Annotated in this window: 18 protein-coding genes; 13 read left to right on the top strand and 5 right to left on the bottom strand. The window is 35.4% G+C overall.

Annotated features, from left to right (window positions below; translation table 11 throughout):
• Positions 1-47 precede the first annotated feature (47 nt).
• The 8 genes from K6119_RS10815 (at position 48) to K6119_RS10850 (ending at position 7,176) form a co-directional block, all read left to right on the top strand.
• On the top strand, positions 48-629 hold the full coding sequence (locus tag K6119_RS10815) for a Crp/Fnr family transcriptional regulator (protein ID WP_221839028.1): 582 nt from the start codon (positions 48-50) through the stop codon (positions 627-629).
• Between the two features lie 134 nt (positions 630-763).
• Positions 764-1,663 (top strand): NADP-dependent oxidoreductase, encoded by a 900-nt coding sequence (locus K6119_RS10820; RefSeq protein ID WP_221839027.1) that lies wholly within the window; start codon positions 764-766, stop codon positions 1,661-1,663.
• Between the two features lie 19 nt (positions 1,664-1,682).
• Positions 1,683-2,702, top strand: a complete 1,020-nt coding sequence (locus tag K6119_RS10825; RefSeq protein ID WP_221839025.1) for a pirin family protein — start codon at positions 1,683-1,685, stop codon at positions 2,700-2,702.
• Positions 2,680-3,477 carry a Rossmann-fold NAD(P)-binding domain-containing protein gene (locus K6119_RS10830; RefSeq protein WP_221839023.1) on the top strand — a complete coding sequence of 266 codons (798 nt, stop codon included), beginning with the start codon at positions 2,680-2,682 and terminating at the stop codon, positions 3,475-3,477. The genes K6119_RS10825 and K6119_RS10830 overlap by 23 nt, the downstream gene beginning before the upstream one ends.
• A 5-nt stretch (positions 3,478-3,482) precedes the next feature.
• A complete protein-coding gene (locus tag K6119_RS10835) occupies positions 3,483-4,109 on the top strand; it encodes an HAD family hydrolase (RefSeq protein WP_221839012.1) in 627 nt (208 codons plus the stop codon).
• Between the two features lie 101 nt (positions 4,110-4,210).
• The gene (locus tag K6119_RS10840; protein ID WP_221839010.1) at positions 4,211-5,647 is read left to right on the top strand and encodes a PP2C family protein-serine/threonine phosphatase; all 1,437 of its coding nucleotides are present in this window, start codon (positions 4,211-4,213) and stop codon (positions 5,645-5,647) included.
• A 204-nt stretch (positions 5,648-5,851) separates the two neighbouring features.
• Positions 5,852-6,700, top strand: a complete 849-nt coding sequence (locus K6119_RS10845; protein WP_221839008.1) for a fibronectin type III domain-containing protein — start codon at positions 5,852-5,854, stop codon at positions 6,698-6,700.
• Between the two features lie 74 nt (positions 6,701-6,774).
• Positions 6,775-7,176 carry a hypothetical protein gene (locus K6119_RS10850; RefSeq protein WP_221839005.1) on the top strand — a complete coding sequence of 134 codons (402 nt, stop codon included), beginning with the start codon at positions 6,775-6,777 and terminating at the stop codon, positions 7,174-7,176.
• Between the two features lie 54 nt (positions 7,177-7,230).
• Here K6119_RS10850 and K6119_RS10855 read toward each other — a convergent pair whose 3' ends face one another.
• Entirely contained in the window at positions 7,231-8,082 is an 852-nt protein-coding gene (locus K6119_RS10855) for a hypothetical protein (protein ID WP_221839003.1), read from the bottom strand.
• 102 nt (positions 8,083-8,184) lie between these two features.
• A complete protein-coding gene (locus tag K6119_RS10860; RefSeq protein ID WP_221839001.1) occupies positions 8,185-9,657 on the bottom strand; it encodes a T9SS type A sorting domain-containing protein in 1,473 nt (490 codons plus the stop codon).
• 166 nt (positions 9,658-9,823) lie between these two features.
• Between K6119_RS10860 and K6119_RS10865 the strand changes: the two genes are divergently transcribed.
• Positions 9,824-10,540: an outer membrane beta-barrel protein gene (locus K6119_RS10865; protein WP_221838999.1), complete on the top strand. Its 717-nt coding sequence runs from the start codon at positions 9,824-9,826 to the stop codon at positions 10,538-10,540.
• 6 nt (positions 10,541-10,546) lie between these two features.
• On the opposite strand, the gene K6119_RS10870 is transcribed toward K6119_RS10865, so the two are convergent.
• A complete protein-coding gene (locus K6119_RS10870; protein WP_472857786.1) occupies positions 10,547-11,095 on the bottom strand; it encodes a Riean_0653 family protein in 549 nt (182 codons plus the stop codon).
• A gap of 120 nt (positions 11,096-11,215) precedes the next feature.
• Here K6119_RS10870 and K6119_RS10875 point away from each other — a divergent pair, with 120 nt between their 5' ends.
• The 3 genes from K6119_RS10875 to K6119_RS10885 all read left to right on the top strand — a co-directional run bounded on the left by K6119_RS10875 (position 11,216) and on the right by K6119_RS10885 (position 12,864).
• Positions 11,216-11,656 carry a hypothetical protein gene (locus K6119_RS10875; protein WP_221838995.1) on the top strand — a complete coding sequence of 147 codons (441 nt, stop codon included), beginning with the start codon at positions 11,216-11,218 and terminating at the stop codon, positions 11,654-11,656.
• A 14-nt stretch (positions 11,657-11,670) separates the two neighbouring features.
• Complete coding sequence (locus tag K6119_RS10880; RefSeq protein ID WP_221838993.1) at positions 11,671-12,306, top strand: class I SAM-dependent methyltransferase; 636 nt, start codon at positions 11,671-11,673, stop codon at positions 12,304-12,306.
• Between the two features lie 87 nt (positions 12,307-12,393).
• On the top strand, positions 12,394-12,864 hold the full coding sequence (locus tag K6119_RS10885) for a hypothetical protein (RefSeq protein WP_221838992.1): 471 nt from the start codon (positions 12,394-12,396) through the stop codon (positions 12,862-12,864).
• On the opposite strand, the gene K6119_RS10890 is transcribed toward K6119_RS10885, so the two are convergent.
• Positions 12,861-13,295 carry a YqaA family protein gene (locus K6119_RS10890; RefSeq protein ID WP_221838990.1) on the bottom strand — a complete coding sequence of 145 codons (435 nt, stop codon included), beginning with the start codon at positions 13,293-13,295 and terminating at the stop codon, positions 12,861-12,863. The genes K6119_RS10885 and K6119_RS10890 overlap by 4 nt on opposite strands.
• Before the next feature lie 51 nt (positions 13,296-13,346).
• On the opposite strand from K6119_RS10890, the gene K6119_RS10895 reads away from it, so the two are divergent.
• On the top strand, positions 13,347-15,644 hold the full coding sequence (locus tag K6119_RS10895; RefSeq protein WP_221838988.1) for a phosphotransferase: 2,298 nt from the start codon (positions 13,347-13,349) through the stop codon (positions 15,642-15,644).
• Positions 15,645-15,648: 4 nt separating this feature from the next.
• Here K6119_RS10895 and K6119_RS10900 read toward each other — a convergent pair whose 3' ends face one another.
• Positions 15,649-17,274 carry a hypothetical protein gene (locus K6119_RS10900; protein ID WP_221838986.1) on the bottom strand — a complete coding sequence of 542 codons (1,626 nt, stop codon included), beginning with the start codon at positions 17,272-17,274 and terminating at the stop codon, positions 15,649-15,651.

Genomic DNA, 17,274 nt, shown 5'->3' on the forward strand with positions numbered 1-17,274 from the left:
TGTAATTTCATTTGACCAATTGCCCACTATAAAACAACTCAAGTGATATGTTCAATAAGTTCAAACAATATTTAACCGAAAAAGAGCACTTTTCAAATGAGGAGCTTGAGTTAATACAATCTGTTGCCAGCACAAAAAATTTACGGAAACATCAATATTTACTTCAAGAGGGTGAGGTTTGTAAGTACAACATATTTGTAGTTAAAGGACTATTAAAAGCATACCATGTAGACGATAAAGGTGTTGAACACATTGTTCAGTTCGCTCCTGAAAATCATTGGACAGGAGACAGAGAAAGTTTACAATCCGGTCAACCTTCAAAGCTAAATATAGACGCCATTGAAAATAGTGAAGTGATTATGTTCACCAATAGCGATCTTAAGATGCTACGTGATAATATTCCCAGCTTCAATAAAATGTCTGAGAAGATTACCAATATGAATGTGCTCACTCTAGAAGGACGAATCTATGCAAACATTACCCTTTCAACCGAAGAAAAATATTACAATTTCATTGAACAACATCCAAGCTTGATCCAGCGCATTCCTCAGCACATGATTGCTTCTTACTTAGGTGTATCCCCTGAAACTTTAAGCCGAATCAGAAGTAATTCCGCCAAGAACAACTAACCATTATCTTATTGAAGATCTGTCTTTTACATTGATTTCATTGATATATGTCAATGTGTTTTTCCTGCAAATGTCATTGGTGTGAGGTACACTTTCTAATGAACTTTGTGATATAAACATTTAAAACAGATATCATGGAAACTACAATTCTAATAGGAAAAGATTATGGATACGCAGATCAAGTACTTGACTTTTACACACAAACTTTAAATCCTCTTTCAGCTGGATATGCAAGAATTAAAGTAAAAGCAGCCGGAATCAATCCAATAGATGCTCGCAGAATGACAGGAGAATTTAAACACTCATCTACACCTCAAGCTTTTGGAACTGAATTTGCCGGTGAAATAGTTGAGATTAATGGATCCACTACATTTCAAAAAGGAGATGCCGTATTGGGTTCAGGTGGACAATTTACACATGCATCTATCATTGATGTTCCTGTCGTAAACCTGGTAGCAAAACCTCAAAATATTTCATGGGAAGTAGCTGGTTCTTTGGCAGGTGTAGCACAAACCGCTATGACAATTATTGATGAGCTAGGCCCTATAAAGTCATTGCTTATTCACGGAGCTTCTGGCGGAGTTGGTTCAATAAGCATTCAGCTTGCAGTGGAACGTGGAATTGAAGTGGTAGCAACAGCTTCAGCAAAAAACCAGGAATATTTAAAAAATTTAGGTGCCACACCCGTTGAATATGGTCCGGGTTTAATTGAAAGGATTAAGGCTATTCATCCTGCTGAATTTGATGCTTCAGTAGATATGGTTGGAACTGAAGAAGCCACCCAAGCATCTTTAGCAACTGTGAAAGCAGATGGCCAAATGCGAGCTATTTCAGGAAGACCTTTATCTTCAAACAAAATTCAGGCACTTTGGGTTAAACGAAATGTGAACAATCTACAGTATGTTGTTGATGGCATCTCAAGCGATAAGTTTCAATGGACAATAGATTCGGTTTTCCCTTTTAGTGAAGCTAAATCAGCTTATTCACAAATCCTAGAAGGTCACAATAGAGGGAAAGTAGTTTTAGCATTTTAATTTAAATAAATTTATAGTCATGAATAATCATTCAATAATTCAAATTGAACCATTAGGTTCTCCCTGGAAAGCCCAAGATCCTTTTTTATTTGGGGCCTATCACAGGGATGAATACCCAAAAGGGAACGAAAATTTAGGTCTTAATCCTGATCAGATAAAAGGAAGATATGTTGGTCAGGATTTTAACCTCAAAGATGGATTTAGAATGTACCATGGCAGCATGGTTCCAGGATTTCCTTACCATCCACACAGAGGTTTTGAAACGATAACCATTGTAAAAGAAGGCGTAATTGATCACAGTGATTCACTTGGAGGTGCCGGAAGATTTAAAGAAGGTGATGTACAATGGATGACCGCTGGTAAAGGAATTCAGCATTCAGAGATGTTTCCATTACTAAATTCTGACAAAGACAATCCACTTGAAATCTTCCAAATTTGGCTCAACCTTCCTAAGAAAAGCAAATTGGTTGAGCCACATTATAAGATGTTATGGAAAGAATCTATTCCGGTAATTCAATCAAAAGATGAAAGCGGAAAAATTACGGAAATTGATCTAATAGCCGGATCTGTAGATGATATCAATGCACCCAATCCAACTCCGGATTCATGGGCAGCAGATGCAGCAAATGAAGTAGCAGTTTTCACTATAAAAATGGAAGCAGGAGCAAGCTGGAATTTGCCTCAAGCTTCAGTCAATGTCAACAGAAATTTATACTTCTATAGAGGAAAAAACATCTCCATAAACGATCAAACGATTGAAGCAAATAACAGAATTACATTAAATACTTTAGACAAAGTCACAATTGTAAATGGAGATGAAGAGGCGTATTTTCTTTTTCTTCAAGGTAAACCAATAGGAGAACCAGTGGTGCAGTATGGTCCTTTTGTCATGAATAGTGAGCAAGAGATCAGAGATACAATAAATGAATATCAGAAAACACAATTTGGAGGTTGGCCATGGCCAATGAAAGAACAGGTTTGGGATAGAGATAAAGGAAGATTTGCAAAGTATGATGATGGTAGGGAAGATCTCAAATAAGGCTAAAATCAGTATTCTAGGATGTGGATGGTTGGGAATTCCTTTGGGAAAAAAACTTGCTAAAAATGGCTTCAATGTTAAAGGTTCTACCACTTCTACATCAAAAATTGCGGTTTTAGAAGATGCACATATTTCGCCTTTTTTGATTGGATCAGATTTGGACAAAAGTGTTCTACGGGATTTTTTAAAAGCCGAAATACTTATTGTTTCAACGCCACCTATGGAGCTATCTTTTTGGCATTCAATGCTACCGGAAATTGAAAAATCTACCGTTTCCAAAGTGATCTTTTTTAGCTCCACCTCCGTGTATGAAAAATCAGCATCTGAAATCACTGAATTATCACAAACAAAGGACAATAAACTAAGTGCTGCTGAAGAATATTTTATCAATAATCCGCATTTTGAAACCACAATTATTCGATTTGGCGGCTTAATTGGGCCCGACAGAAATCCTGCTTTCTTTTTTAAGAATGGGAAAAAAATTAAAAACCCAAAAGGCCCGGTTAATTTGATTCATCAGCAAGATTGTATAGGAATTGTACTGGAAATTATCAAAAAGGAAAGTTGGGGTGAAATCTACAATGCCTGCTCAAATAGTCATCCCACTAAAATGGAATTTTACTCAAAATGTGCATTAGATTTTAATCAATCGGTACCTTTAGTAGATAATGAATCCCAAACTGAAATTAAAATTGTTTCACCAGCAAAAATCATTACAAAACTGGGATATAACTTTGTCTTCAATGATTTAATGAACATAGCTACAGAAAACTAATCATAATGCTAAAAGCCATTATATACGACTTAGACCATACGCTTTTTGATCCTCACACAATCGATAAGGGCATTTTTAATTTTGTATTTAAATTTCTTAAGGAGAATCAAAAGGTAGCGCAAGAAGATATTGAGCATGATTTCTTTACTATTTCCCTTAATGCTTTCATTGAAAAACACGTTGAAACATCCATCCATGAAGCATTTGTGGAGATTTTAAGAACCATTCCTCCCCTTGGAAAACTGAATCTTTATGAAAGTGAAGTACCCGTTTGCAAAGATGGGATCACGAATTATCTTGTTACATCCGGACTTCGCGAATATCAGAACAATAAAATTGACAGTTTAGGAATCCGTAATTGGTTTGCTGAAATTTTTATTGATGATCCATTTGAATCAATGTGGACCGACAAGCAAGAAATATTTGAATACATCATTCAATCCTATAATTACAAACCCAAAGAATTACTCATTGTTGGTGATAATCCCAATTCGGAAATTGCCGCTGGAAACCGCTTAGGTATAACAACAATTCAAATTTTAAGGAAAGGGATACAAGCCGCTAAAAATGCTGATTTTCACATGAAATCAGTTGGTGAGGTGAATGAGTATATATTAGAACATTCCGTGTAAATTATAAAACTGTTATCGAGATCAGGAAAGTCAGGTACGCACATATTTCAATATATTTACCTAATTGTAATAGCGAACTATCTATGTCATAAGAAGATATAATGAACTTTTTTCGTTCTATACAAAGCAGATTAATTGGTAAAGCTTTAGCGCAATGTCCCGATCCTTTTGAAGAGGGGAAAGTAATTGTCATGTTCAACTTTAGCATTGTCATGATGATTTTGACAGTGCCATATATAGTTGCTTCTTTTGATCAATTTATTGGCCATCTCATATCAGGAATAGCTCAAATAATATTGCTGCTTTTGGTTATTTTTTGGTTGATTAAAGGATACAGAATCAGTTTGGCAAAAAACGCCTTTCTTGCCATGTTCATTGTAATGCATCTTTTCCATTTTATTGTAAGTAATGGTGCCATTTTTATACAAGGAATACTATTCATGATCTTATTAGCCTTGTTTGCATTTTTCTTATTTGGAAGAAAAGTTGGCTGGATAACATTTATTACACTAATAATTCTAGTGGTTGCAGGCATCTACAACACTAGTTCCAATTATGCACTTTTTTACATGCCAATAGAGTTTGCTGATCAAGAAGCCAGTAGCGGTAAAGGACAATTGATTATTCTCCTTCCTATGTTGATGATAGTTTATTTAGTAAGTGAATTTGTGGCAGCCCAGAAAAAAGCTCAAGTAAGAATAAACAGGCAAAACAAAGATTTATCAGAGAAGAACAAAGAGATTAATGACAGTATCAACTATGCAAAACGAATTCAATCTGCTATACTTCCACCAGTTAAATTAATCAAGCAGCATCTACCAAATTCTTTTATACTTTATAAACCAAAAGATATTGTTGCCGGCGACTTCTATTGGTTGGAAACAATCAATGACACTGTTTATTTTGCTGCCGCAGATTGCACAGGTCATGGGGTTCCTGGCGCTATGGTTTCTGTTATTTGTAACGGTAGTTTAAACCGAACAGTTAATGAATTTAATATTTCAGAACCTAACCTAATTCTAGATAAAACCAGAGATCTAGTAATTCAAGAATTTGAAAAATCCGAAGAAGTTGTGAAAGACGGTATGGATATCGCTCTTGTTTCGCTTACGCTCAATAAAAAGAATGATAGTGGGAATGAAGATAACTCTCTATCTCATTCTCATCCTCATTCTGTTCTAAAGTATGCGGGAGCTCATAATCCTTTGTGGATAATTAGAAAGGGATCGAATACAGTTGAAGAAATAAATGCAGACAAACAACCAATTGGAAAATATACTGCTCCTAAACCTTACAGTTTACATTCAACTGAATTAAAACCTGGAGATACTATTTATATATTCTCTGACGGATATGTCGATCAGTTTGGAGGAGAAAAAGGAAAAAAATTCAAAGCCAAAAACTTTAAAGCCCTTTTGGTTTCTATTCAGCATGAAAGTATGGAACGTCAAAGAGAACTTATTGATCAAACTTTTGAAAATTGGAAAGGTGATTTAGAGCAACTGGATGATGTTTGCGTAATTGGTGTGAGAATATAATTCGAACATCAATTAAAGCAGTTTATCCTGACCGCGTGTCGCAAAAGCTTTAGCGGTGGCGCAGTCTGTCTAAGGGTAATTGGAATAAGGGTATAGAATTAAAAGATCTTGGTTCAATAACCAACCTTTTCATCCAACATTACCGTTACTTACCCTAGATAGATTAAATTATTAATTTAGAATACGTTTAACCCAAAATCAATTATGAAAAAGATATTATTAGCAGTTATTCCTGTTTTGTTACTTCTGGCTTCATGTAATAATCAACCACCTTCTGATGTGACACTTCATACTATTACACAAGATGTTGATGGTATTCAAATAAGTTGGGATCAAAGTTCAGATGGTAATTTTAGCTCATATAAGTTATACAAACACAATTCATCAGGTTTAGATGAAACTACAGGAGAATTGATTCATGTAGCAACTTCAGCAACGGATATTTCATTTACAGATGTAGATTTTAATCCGCTTCAAACATACTATTATAGAGTATATGTAGAGAACGATAATGGTTTGTCTAACGGAAGTAACATTCAGTCTATCACTACAGAAACTATTACCATAGTAAGTAATGGAAGTTTTGAAGAAGGCAACACAATTCCAACTTCCTGGACATTGATAAAAAACAACATCAATGAACCATTGAATGAGATTGAACTTGATAACACCACCGCGGCAGATGGGTCAAGAAGTTTAAAATTCCATCAAGAAGCAAGTCCAGGTTGTTATGAGCAGTGGATTTATCAATCAGTATCTCTTTCTGATTTGACTCCTGGTGGAACCTATGAATTTTCATTCAGTTATTATTCAGGAAATATTGCTGTAAATCATTACGGACCTGATATGGGATTCAGAATTTACAATGGTCAATTTGACATTCAAATAGATTTACCGGATTTCCCCGGAGATGGACAGTGGCATGATTTTGCCAACAACTTTATATTGCCAAGCAATCTAGGTTCAACAGATCCTACCATCATGATTCATTTTTGCATTGAAGGATCTACTGATTGGTGGATTGATAATATTAATGTGGTTAAGGTGCAATAATGTAAAACTGCATAAACATTTATTATCAAGCATTTGAAACAATAATATCCTTTTCATTGGGTTTAAATAAATTAATGTCAAAGCTCAAATTTATTATTATACTAGTTCCTCTCTTTCTCTTTTCGTGCAGAAAAGATGAGACGGATTTGACAATTAATCTAGTAGGATCATATGATTTGCAAACGCATTATAAATTTAATTGTGGGTGTACTGTTGATTCGGCAAATATTGACACGGTTTATCATAATATTGGAAGTATAACCAAAGCTTCAAACAATTCAATTACTATAAATGGCTCTGTAACACATACTTTTGAAATTAATAGTTCAGGAGAAATATTGAAAGAAAGCGAAACAGCTTGGGTTCCAATTGTAATTGGGAGGTTTTTTCAAACTGACTCAATTGAATATTCTACAGGGGACAACTTTAGCGGCAAGTCGTGGAATTACCACATACTAGGAAAGAAATTGCAGTAATCAACCAATACTTCTTTTAGAATTTGAATCTTATGTTCTGTATTATATGATTGATCACCCGTCACTTTCGGCCTCTTTCAAAAAGTAATTATAAGCTGCTGTCAACAGTAAGACAAACAATGCAGATGCTACACCTATTATTACTCCCTGGTTGCAATGCATGCTCAGTGAAATCCGAATAAAAATTGTAGCCAAAACAAAGGCTGAATACCTGAATATTCTGATATAGCTCAATGAATATCTGAGTGCGATTAAAACAATGATAATATCACTAAACACCAGCATGGTATAAAAGAGGTTAAACGAGTGAGGATATTTACCTGTTGTAATAAAAGTGACGGCGTCAAAAACGCCAATTACTATAAATGAAATCAACAACAATAAACTCAACAACTTCTTTGATTGAATAAAGGTTTGTTGTTCCTTATCTGTTTTAGTAATTCTTATGTGTTTTTGCAATCTCAATGTAAAACCAATGATCGCAAAAATGGCCAATGCACCACCTCCATAAACAAACATGTTGAACAATGGAGGTGAATCAAGGCTCCACTCAGATAAATGATGAATTTGACTAAACTCTTTGAAGGCCGATCGCAAATAAATCAATGAAAGCAATTCAAACTGTTTGGTAACAGACTGTGCAACTGATTTGGGTAAAGTAAAAATGAGGCTGAGCAACTCTGTAAGCAAGAGCAATGTAAATGCTAACTCAATGGCAACAAAGGGGTAATTAAAATACTTTTGAAAAAACGGAATCTCAACAAATTGGCCCAATGAATAGGCTAAAATTCCTAAAATAAAAGTCACTACAAAAGTGGTGCTAGTGGCTTTATGTACCGTCTTGCTTTCCCAAAATTCTTTCAAATAATCAAAAATCCTGTCAGACAAGGTGTACATTACATTCATTCCACTTTTTGAACGAAACTATGACATGTAAATGTTTTTTTCAGTCACATATGTCACATAAGGGTGGATTACGATTTAACCATTATTCCTAAAAATCTGTTCTTAGATTTTTGAAAACTTCTTTTTGACGATATCTCCACTATCTGTAATAAATGAGATTACATAAACCCCATCCTTCAATGCACTCACATCAATTGACAAATTAGATGACTGACTTTGACCCACCATTACTTTTTGGCCAGAAATTGAATACATTTCATACTTAACAACTTGATCATTAATCGACTGAATTTTCAATGTTTCGCTAACCGGATTAGGGTACAATAAATCATCTGAGAAACCATTCTCCTCTATACTTGCCACATCTAATCCAAATATCCTGGCATGTCCGGCATCTACTCCTCCTCCGTCATTTTTGTATGATCCCAAAATAATATTTGCACCTGTATAATCAATCTTAACACCTTTTGACCTTCCTAACCAATCATCTTTTGCTTCTCCATAAATATTATCTCCAATTTGATTCCATTGATTTCCTGACATCATATAAACATAGGCCGACCCCGCATTTGTATCTAAATCGTCATTACCCCATGCACTTGCCAATAAAAAATTTCCATCCGCACTGATATCAATTCCGGCTCCAAAATAATTTGTTGGTTCAAATCCAACCAACTCCTGACCATGCTGCACCCAATTACCTCCATCCCATTTATAACAAATTACAAGACCGTTATTTGAATCCATTCCACTGTTGCGTTCAGGCGCACCTAAAGCAATTATGGAACCATCCCAATTCATGGCTACAGATGTACCCAGTTTGTCACCCATATCAATTTCATTTAATGTGGCCCCTTTTTGAATCCAATCTGATCCGCTCCATTCAAACACTTTTACATAACTGCCTGCCATAGGTCCAAAAGGATAAGGTGCCCCTACAACAATTGTATTTCCATCTTCAGAAATATCAGTACTGTGTCCAAAACCCTGGTTGGAAGATACTCCGTGTAAACTGCTCCCTTTTTGTATCCAATCTAATCCATCCCATTCAAAAACTCTACAAATACCGGATTGGGTAGCCGAATCTGAGTTTAATGGTGCCGAAACTACTATGGTACTGCCATCTCCGTTCATAGCAACTGTTCCCTGATTGTCTCCTGCACTTGCACCCATTATTTTATTACCCATTTGCATCCAATCGGCTCCGTCCCACTCAAAAACTTTAACATATCCTGAATCTGAATTAAAATAGCTACCGGGAGCACCTATTACCGCTCTATTCCCTTGATTACTCAAACAAACAAAAGCACCAAATTTGTCCTCCGGATTTTCACCGTTTAGTGTTGAACCTAACTGTTGCCAGTCAGCACCATTCCATTCCAAAATATTTACATATCCTGAACCTGTTCTGGATCCGATAGCTACAATACTACCACTAGAATCAATTGAAACACCATAACCATACTCAGCATTTGAAGAATTACCGTCCTGATCAATTCCTTTTTGAATCCAATTTTGAGCTTGCACCGAAACAAATGCAAGTGACAGAGAAATGAAAGCTATAATTTTTTTCATGGGTATAAAATTTGAGACTAAAATAAGACAGCTTTTACTCAGGTCAAATGATAATTATCATTCTATCTGCTGATAATTAGATTGTTCAAAGAATATTGCTAAAATCACATTCAACCAATGCTTGCCGATTTTCAATATATTTACCGAAAATTCATTTGCTGTTGCCATGAAAAAGTACCTTTTAGTTTTCTCCTTACTTATCTCCTCTTTCAGTTTTTCTCAATTACATTCTGTAGGATTTCACGTAGGTGGTATGGGTTCAAGTGTTGGTAAAACATTTTGGGATGGAGACGCAAAGATTAAGTATTCACTTACCGGTGGTTTAAACTATCAATACAGATTTACTTCTCACCTTACATTGGGAGGAAATCTGGAATATACCCAATTTGGAGCACAAGTTCCGATTGAATTCACTGATCAAGCAGGTAATTATGTCGCTACTGTGTATTCATCTTATGATTGGAATTTTATCAGTATTCCTATGATGGTTGGATTTGAAATGGGAGGAAAATTTAGAATTAAACCCAAAGTTGGTATTGTTCCCAATATTCTTACATCAATGGTGTATAATTTTAAACCATATACAGGAGGAAACCTTGTTTTAAAAGCCACTAAAACAAGTTTTTATTCAGATGCCAACAAATTTGATTTAGGTTCATTGATAGGATTTGATATGTCCGTTCCATTTCATTCTGGAGTTGTTTTTTTGGGAGTTGATTTTAGATACAGCATCACCAAATTGAACAACGACAATTTTTTCAATGAGTCATTGTATGACACATACAGAAACAAAGGTTTATCAGCTGTTTTTGGTGTTAGATTCAGTGTAGGTAAACCTGAAGTTGAAGGTCCTACAGATATCATTGATGATCCGGTGAAATAGACTAGTTTACTCCTGAACTATTAAACTGTTCAAATCAAACCTACCTTCCGTTACTTTGATTGTATCAGACGTTGGTGGATACAAGCAAGTAAATTCAAACTGGCCTGAGACAATATTTTCCTCTGTATCTATTCTTGTAATATTGACTTGATAATTAGACGTTGTATCAATTATATACTCATAATCAGGGGCATCTTCAATCAACTCTTTGTATGGGGCATATGAATCATCTAAACTTAAATTATGACTGCCTGTATTAAATATTCCTTCTGACACATGTATGTGCATGTAAATCCAGTTTTCATAATCACTGATATTTCTAATTCTGATCCACAACCTTCCAGAAGATGTATAATATTTGGGATAATCTATGCCCCAATAGTAAATATTTCCCTTAGGAAGAAAAACTTCACCGTTGATCTTGCAACCAAAAGTATTAGCACCAATTTGAGTGGCTTCTGGAAGTTGTTTGACTACCTCTGTTGTCTGTTTGTCTTTTTTACAAGCAATTAACGACATTCCCAGTGCGATTAATGTTATCAGGACGAATCTCAATATTATAAGTTTTGGTTATGAAAATACAATTCTGATTTAGTAAACGACAAGTTAACTTTATTCGTTGGAATATTAAAGATCAACGCATTACGAACAGAATTTACTATATTCAATTTGTATATGAAAAAGTCAAAGTATCATCACCTCGTTTTTGGTATCAGCCTCCTCCTCTTCACTGCTTTGTTTTCTTGCCGTAAAAAGGAAGTAAGATATGAAGGAACCTATGTTGGTACTGAGAGAATTTTTCAAATGGACTCAGGCGTTATTATCTTTGATTCTTCCTATAATCAAATGGTAACCGTTGAATACAGTAAGAAAAAGTATACCATTAAACGCATATTCAATAATTCAACAAACTTTGAATACATAGATCCGCACAACTCATTTATGGATGGATCTGCCGGCTTTGGAGATTGCGCAGATGATGGACAAGGAAATCTAAGTTGCCTAAGCAGCTGGAGGCATTTTTATGATGCTGACAGCATGAGAATAGATGATGGAAGTAGTTCAGGGAACCTTTCCACACAGCTTATCTTTTTAGGAAAGCGTTTAGAAGAATAAATCCATTGAATTAAATGGAAGATAATTATTCAGAAACGCATAAAACCTGGGACAAACTAGCTCAACTTTATGAGGAGAAATTCATGGAGCTTGATCTTTATGATGATACTTACCAAAAGTTTTGTGATTTATTGACTTCAACCAATGCATCAGTTCTTGAAATTGGATGCGGCCCGGGCAATATTACACGTCAAATTCTCAACATAAATCCAATGCTGAATGTACTGGCAACAGATGTTTCAAAAAACATGGTTGAATTGGCCCAAAAAAATAATCCCAATGCTAAAGTTCAGGTTTTAGATGGCAGAGATTTAAATACCTTAAAAAGCCAGTTTGATGGTGTAGTATGTGGGTTTATTATTCCTTATTTGTCAGAAAATGACACTTCAACTCTTATAAAAAACTGCTCAAAAACACTTTATGATAAGGGTGTCTTTTACCTAAGTTTTGTTGAAGGAAATCCAGCAAAATCAGGATTTATAACAGGCGCTACAGGAGATCGATCTTACTTCCATTATTACGAATTCAATACTATCAAACAACTATTAAATTTGAATGGATTATCAATAGCAGAACACTACGGCAAACAGTTCAAAAAGACGGATAATTCAATTGAAAACCACACCATAATTCTGGCAAGAAAAGATTAAAGGCCAAATCTATCCATTCACAAAAAATATTTGCTCAACCACAAAAGAATCAATTAATTATCTGATATTTAAGTAGACCTTCACAACATGAAATTTAGATTTTTCATATTTATGTGTTTTGTGTTTTTCAGTTTTAACGGAATAACACAATCTGATACTTTGCAGAACACTTACAGAAAAAGTGTGATTGGTAAAATTGGCCTGGGTTATGTCTGGGCGGAATACGGAGCTGTTTTCGAATACAAGTTCCACTATTCAAAAAAATCAAACTTCAAATTAGGTGCACATCTAGGTGGATCATATTACGGATTTGAAGAAACCGGAGGACTTGCACTTTATACAGGACTTGTTGGAATAACCGGCGGTAAGAATTCACATTTTGAATTTACTGTTGGCGCCAATTGGGCACTTACCGGTGATGCTGCCGGAGAATGGGAATATATTCCAGCCGGAACTTTGGGATATCGCTATCAAAAACCTTTTGGTCGTTTTATTTGGAGAGCAGGAGTTGGCTGGCCATTTTGGATGAATGCCGGAATTGGAGTTGGTTTCAATTAGACATTCAAATAGATCATTGTAAGCATAAAATACCTAAAAAACTTGCCAATCAGCATCATCAAAGCCAATGGTAAAAGTCTTACTTTAAAAAAGCCCAAAGCAGCCACCATTGGTTCGCCTACAAAAGGAAACCAGGATATTAATCCTAAATAAATTCCCCAGCGTGCCAATCGCATTTCCCATTTTTTTAGCTTCTCTTCATTGAGTTTAAACTTCTTTTTCAGCTTTTCATTGTTGGCCTTATATCCGATATAGTAATTAGTCAATCCACCTAATAAATTACCAATTGTGGCAACAATTAAGCAAGTAACTATTGGATAATCCAGCTCATAAAAGCCAATAACAATAACGTCTGAAGGAAAAGGTAAAATGGTGGCAGATAAAAATGTACCACTGAACAATCCAAAATATCCTAATTCAATTAAACCCATCAATTCCTATTAGCCGACTAAAAGTATTAAATTCGGTATACAATCAAATTCATGAGTGCTGAAAAATATACAATTGTTCCCGGCCGTGGTCTACTCACCAAGACAGCAATTGCTGAACGCAAAAAGTTCTTAAAGCAACTGGGAATTAATACAGACGCTATTGAATTTAGTACTATTAATCCTGCAGAATTACAGCAAAATATTGAGTCGTTAATAGGTTCAACTGAGATTCCTACAGGTTTAGTTGGGCCATTATTGTTCAATAAAGCAGGGGAAGAAGAGCAAGTATATTGCGCCGTATCAACCCTTGAAGGAGCCTTAGTGGCCAGCATGAACAGAGGTGCCAAAGCTATTAGCTTGAGTGGAGGTTTCAAAGCCAATTTTGTACATCAGAAAATGGTTCGAACTCCTTTGTTTATTTTATCATCTGATTCAACAGCTCAACATTTTGAGAATTGGCTGAACAACAATTTTGAGGAGATAAAAAAAACGGCTGAAAGCTATTCAAATCACGCCAACCTTAGGCACATTCAAGTGCTTCGATTTGAAAGAAATGTACACGTGCATTTTGTATATACCACAGGAGATGCAGCCGGACAAAACATGACCACTACCTGCACCTGGCACGCAATACTTTGGCTGGTTGAAAAATACAAATCAGAAGGTTTTGAAGAGATTAAGGACTTTGTGTTAGAAGGTAATGGTGCATCAGACAAAAAAGTATCCCAATTTTTAATTGATCATGGAAGAGGTTGTAAAGTTGAAGTATCAGCCATTTTAAAGGAAGATATCATCCAAAAAATATTGCGCACCACTTCAGATGATTTGCTCAGATATTACGGTCCAAGCATTGAATTGGCAAAGAAAAATGGAATGTTGGGTTACAATATTAATGTAGCCAATGCCATTGCCGGAATTTTTGCAGCAACAGGACAAGATTTGGCATCCATTCCTGAATCATCAATGGCATTTTTAGATTTGAAAAAACATGCTGAAGGACTTGAGGTTTCGTTAACCCTATTTAGTTTGGTAGTTGGCACAGTTGGTGGAGGAACGCATCTTCAAAAACAAAGAGAAGCACTGACTTTAATGGGCTGTCAAGGTGAAGGAAAACTACAACGATTTGCTTCATTGATTGCAGGATTTGCACTAGGATTAGAGCTTTCAACTTATGCCGCAATTGTAAGTGGGGAATTTGCTAAGGCACATGAAAAACTGGGCAGAAACAAGCCTGTTAATTGGCTTCAGTGGAATGAGATTGACACAGATTTTATCTCTAAAATGGTAAAGGATAAAATTTCAGATCCAATTACTGAGGTCATCATCCAAAAAGGGGAAGTTGACAATGGGATTCTCATGAATCTTTGTAAAAAGGTGAACAGAAAGCTAATTGGTTTTATTCCGGTTCAACTTAAAACCCCGGATCATTCACTAGAAATACTTTTAAAATCTAAAGCTACAGACATAGAAACCATCAAAGGAATTCACTTAATGGCTGCATCTATTGACCCTGAACTTTGTGATTTAATTGTGAAGTACAAGAACAATTTAGAATACATCAACAGCCACTTAAAAGAATTGCTTATCCCTCAATTTGTAGCTTCCCATCAATTAGATATTATTCCGCAATATTATGGGCATTACATTGATGATAAAAGGGAGATATACATCCTGGCTCAAGAAAGATTACATAGCAAAAACCTACAATTATTTGACAGTGAAAATTCACCTCAGCTTTGGACAGATCAACACATCAAAAATTGTATTAAAGCGATTACTGAAGTTCATCTTGCCTACCTGAATGAACCTGATAAGAGTTTAGACTGTATCCAAGAGTTCAAGCTTGAATTGTCATTGCCATTGTATCAGAAATTATTGGAAATTGCCATCAAAGAAGAGAAGGATCAAGGCAATAAATATGAATTACTTGAAAGCTATTTAAAATCAGCAGAAAGTATAGAAACGAAAATTCCAAAGACACTTATCCATAACGATTTTAACCCAAGAAATATAGCAATAAGAAACAATGCTGACGTTTGCATATACGACTGGGAATTATCTGTTATAGACTATCCTCACAGGGATATTGTTGAATTACTCAGCTTTACTTTGAACTCAGATTTTGAAAAAGCAGAACTACTTGAGTATCTTCAATATCATTATGAATTGGCAGGTTCTAAAATGGAAGCAGAATGGAATGATTGGAAAAATATTTATCCAACAGTCATTAAAGAATACCTTGCGTCCCGCGTATTATTTTACAACGCAGCACAAGTCAATATGAAACTAAAGTTCGTTGACCGTATCTACAACAACTGTCTTAAAATGATTGAATTCCTGGAAGATTAACAAACTACTCAACCGCAGGTTGAACTGCATAATACTCCATAACTTCTTCAAACAATTCACGCGATAATTTAGAAAGTCCACCCGGAGCACGTAACTTCATCAAACCAGCCCAGTTTGGTTTACCTTCAAACACTTCATTAGAAACGTAATGACCTTTGCTTCTCAATATCAACGTTCTATTGCCGTCTGTTGGTAATCCTTCAAACTTCACAAAAGTTGAATCTCCTCTGTTTGGATTTTCCATGTACAAATCATCATCTGCCTTTAAAGCTGCCAGATAATCTTTATCTCCACTTGCCACAGTTGGAGCATAAGTCTGCACTTCAAAATCTTCTTGAGCAGTAAAATCCATTCCTACATAATCCAAATCCCAGAATTTAAATCCTGCCTGCAATCTAAGCTCAATATCTTCACCAGTAATGAGATTTTCATCCACTGAAACAACAACTGAATTGTATGAAATATCTCCCACCAAATTAATGGCATCCAAATCAACCCATTCACCATCTTTTTTGATAGAAACTACCATTGGAATACCTGCTTCTTTCATGTCAGCCAGAGCTTCTTCAGTAGTTCTTTTACGATTTTTCTCTACCCAGTTGTTATACTTTTTGCCCAACATTGCTGCAAAAGTTCTAACAACAACTCCACCCCATTCAGTATTCTTGGCATTTATTACAATCTTAGCGTTTGACACATCTTCAGGTCGATCAAAAGTGAAATAAGTGTTCACCATATCCCCTTCAGATTGATGATCAAATGAATATGCTGATTCATCTCTATAAGAAACCTTATCTGAAACATCTATGTTGTTCTCATCAAAAGCCGATTTTGCTTTTTGAAGATCTGAAACAGTATAAATCTTACCGTTTTGATCAGGAATTACTTCAAAGTTTTTATCGTGTTTAACCACAATCATCTCAACCATATTGGTAAAATGAGCCTCATTCTCTTCATTCTTTAATATCATTTGATAAGAATCAACGTTTGGCCTGTAATCCGGAATCAACTTATAATCGTTTCTCTCCAAATTTGGCCCTACAGCTCCGGTAAACAATGAGTTTGTATAGTGGTAATTTTCACCGTCAAAAGTATATGCATGCGGACAAGAGCACACAATTAATAACAGGATACCAAATCCTACCACTAATGCTCCAAGAACGATTAACACACCATAAAAAATTCTCAATCCATTACCTTTTGAATTCTTAACTACAGCATTGGCATCATCAATATTATCTGCACCAAAGGTCACCATGTCTCCATCTCTTTGAGCAAAATCGTGCAAATAAATATGCGTTTGTTCGGTAAATTCCTTGTCACCTTCATTGGCTTTTTCAAGATTGGCATTATCCTGCAACGCCTTATTATAAAAGGTTTCCAAATCCTCATCTACTGCCGTTAATCTACCTGAAATTTGTTTTTTATCAGTTTCAATGTCAACCAATCTCCATGACTCATCACCCACATGTACCACCACATAATCACCTAAATTGATGTCCATTTTTTGTTTATCCTGTTTCAAATTAGCAGGCGCATAATTGATAAAATTGTTTTGGCTGCAACTTGATATTACACCAACAATCATTAACCAACAAAATACTCTCTGAACTACTAAGTTATATTTCAT

The organism is Paracrocinitomix mangrovi (assembly GCF_019740355.2).
In the GTDB taxonomy this organism is placed as follows: Bacteria; Bacteroidota; Bacteroidia; order Flavobacteriales_D; family Crocinitomicaceae; genus Paracrocinitomix; species Paracrocinitomix mangrovi.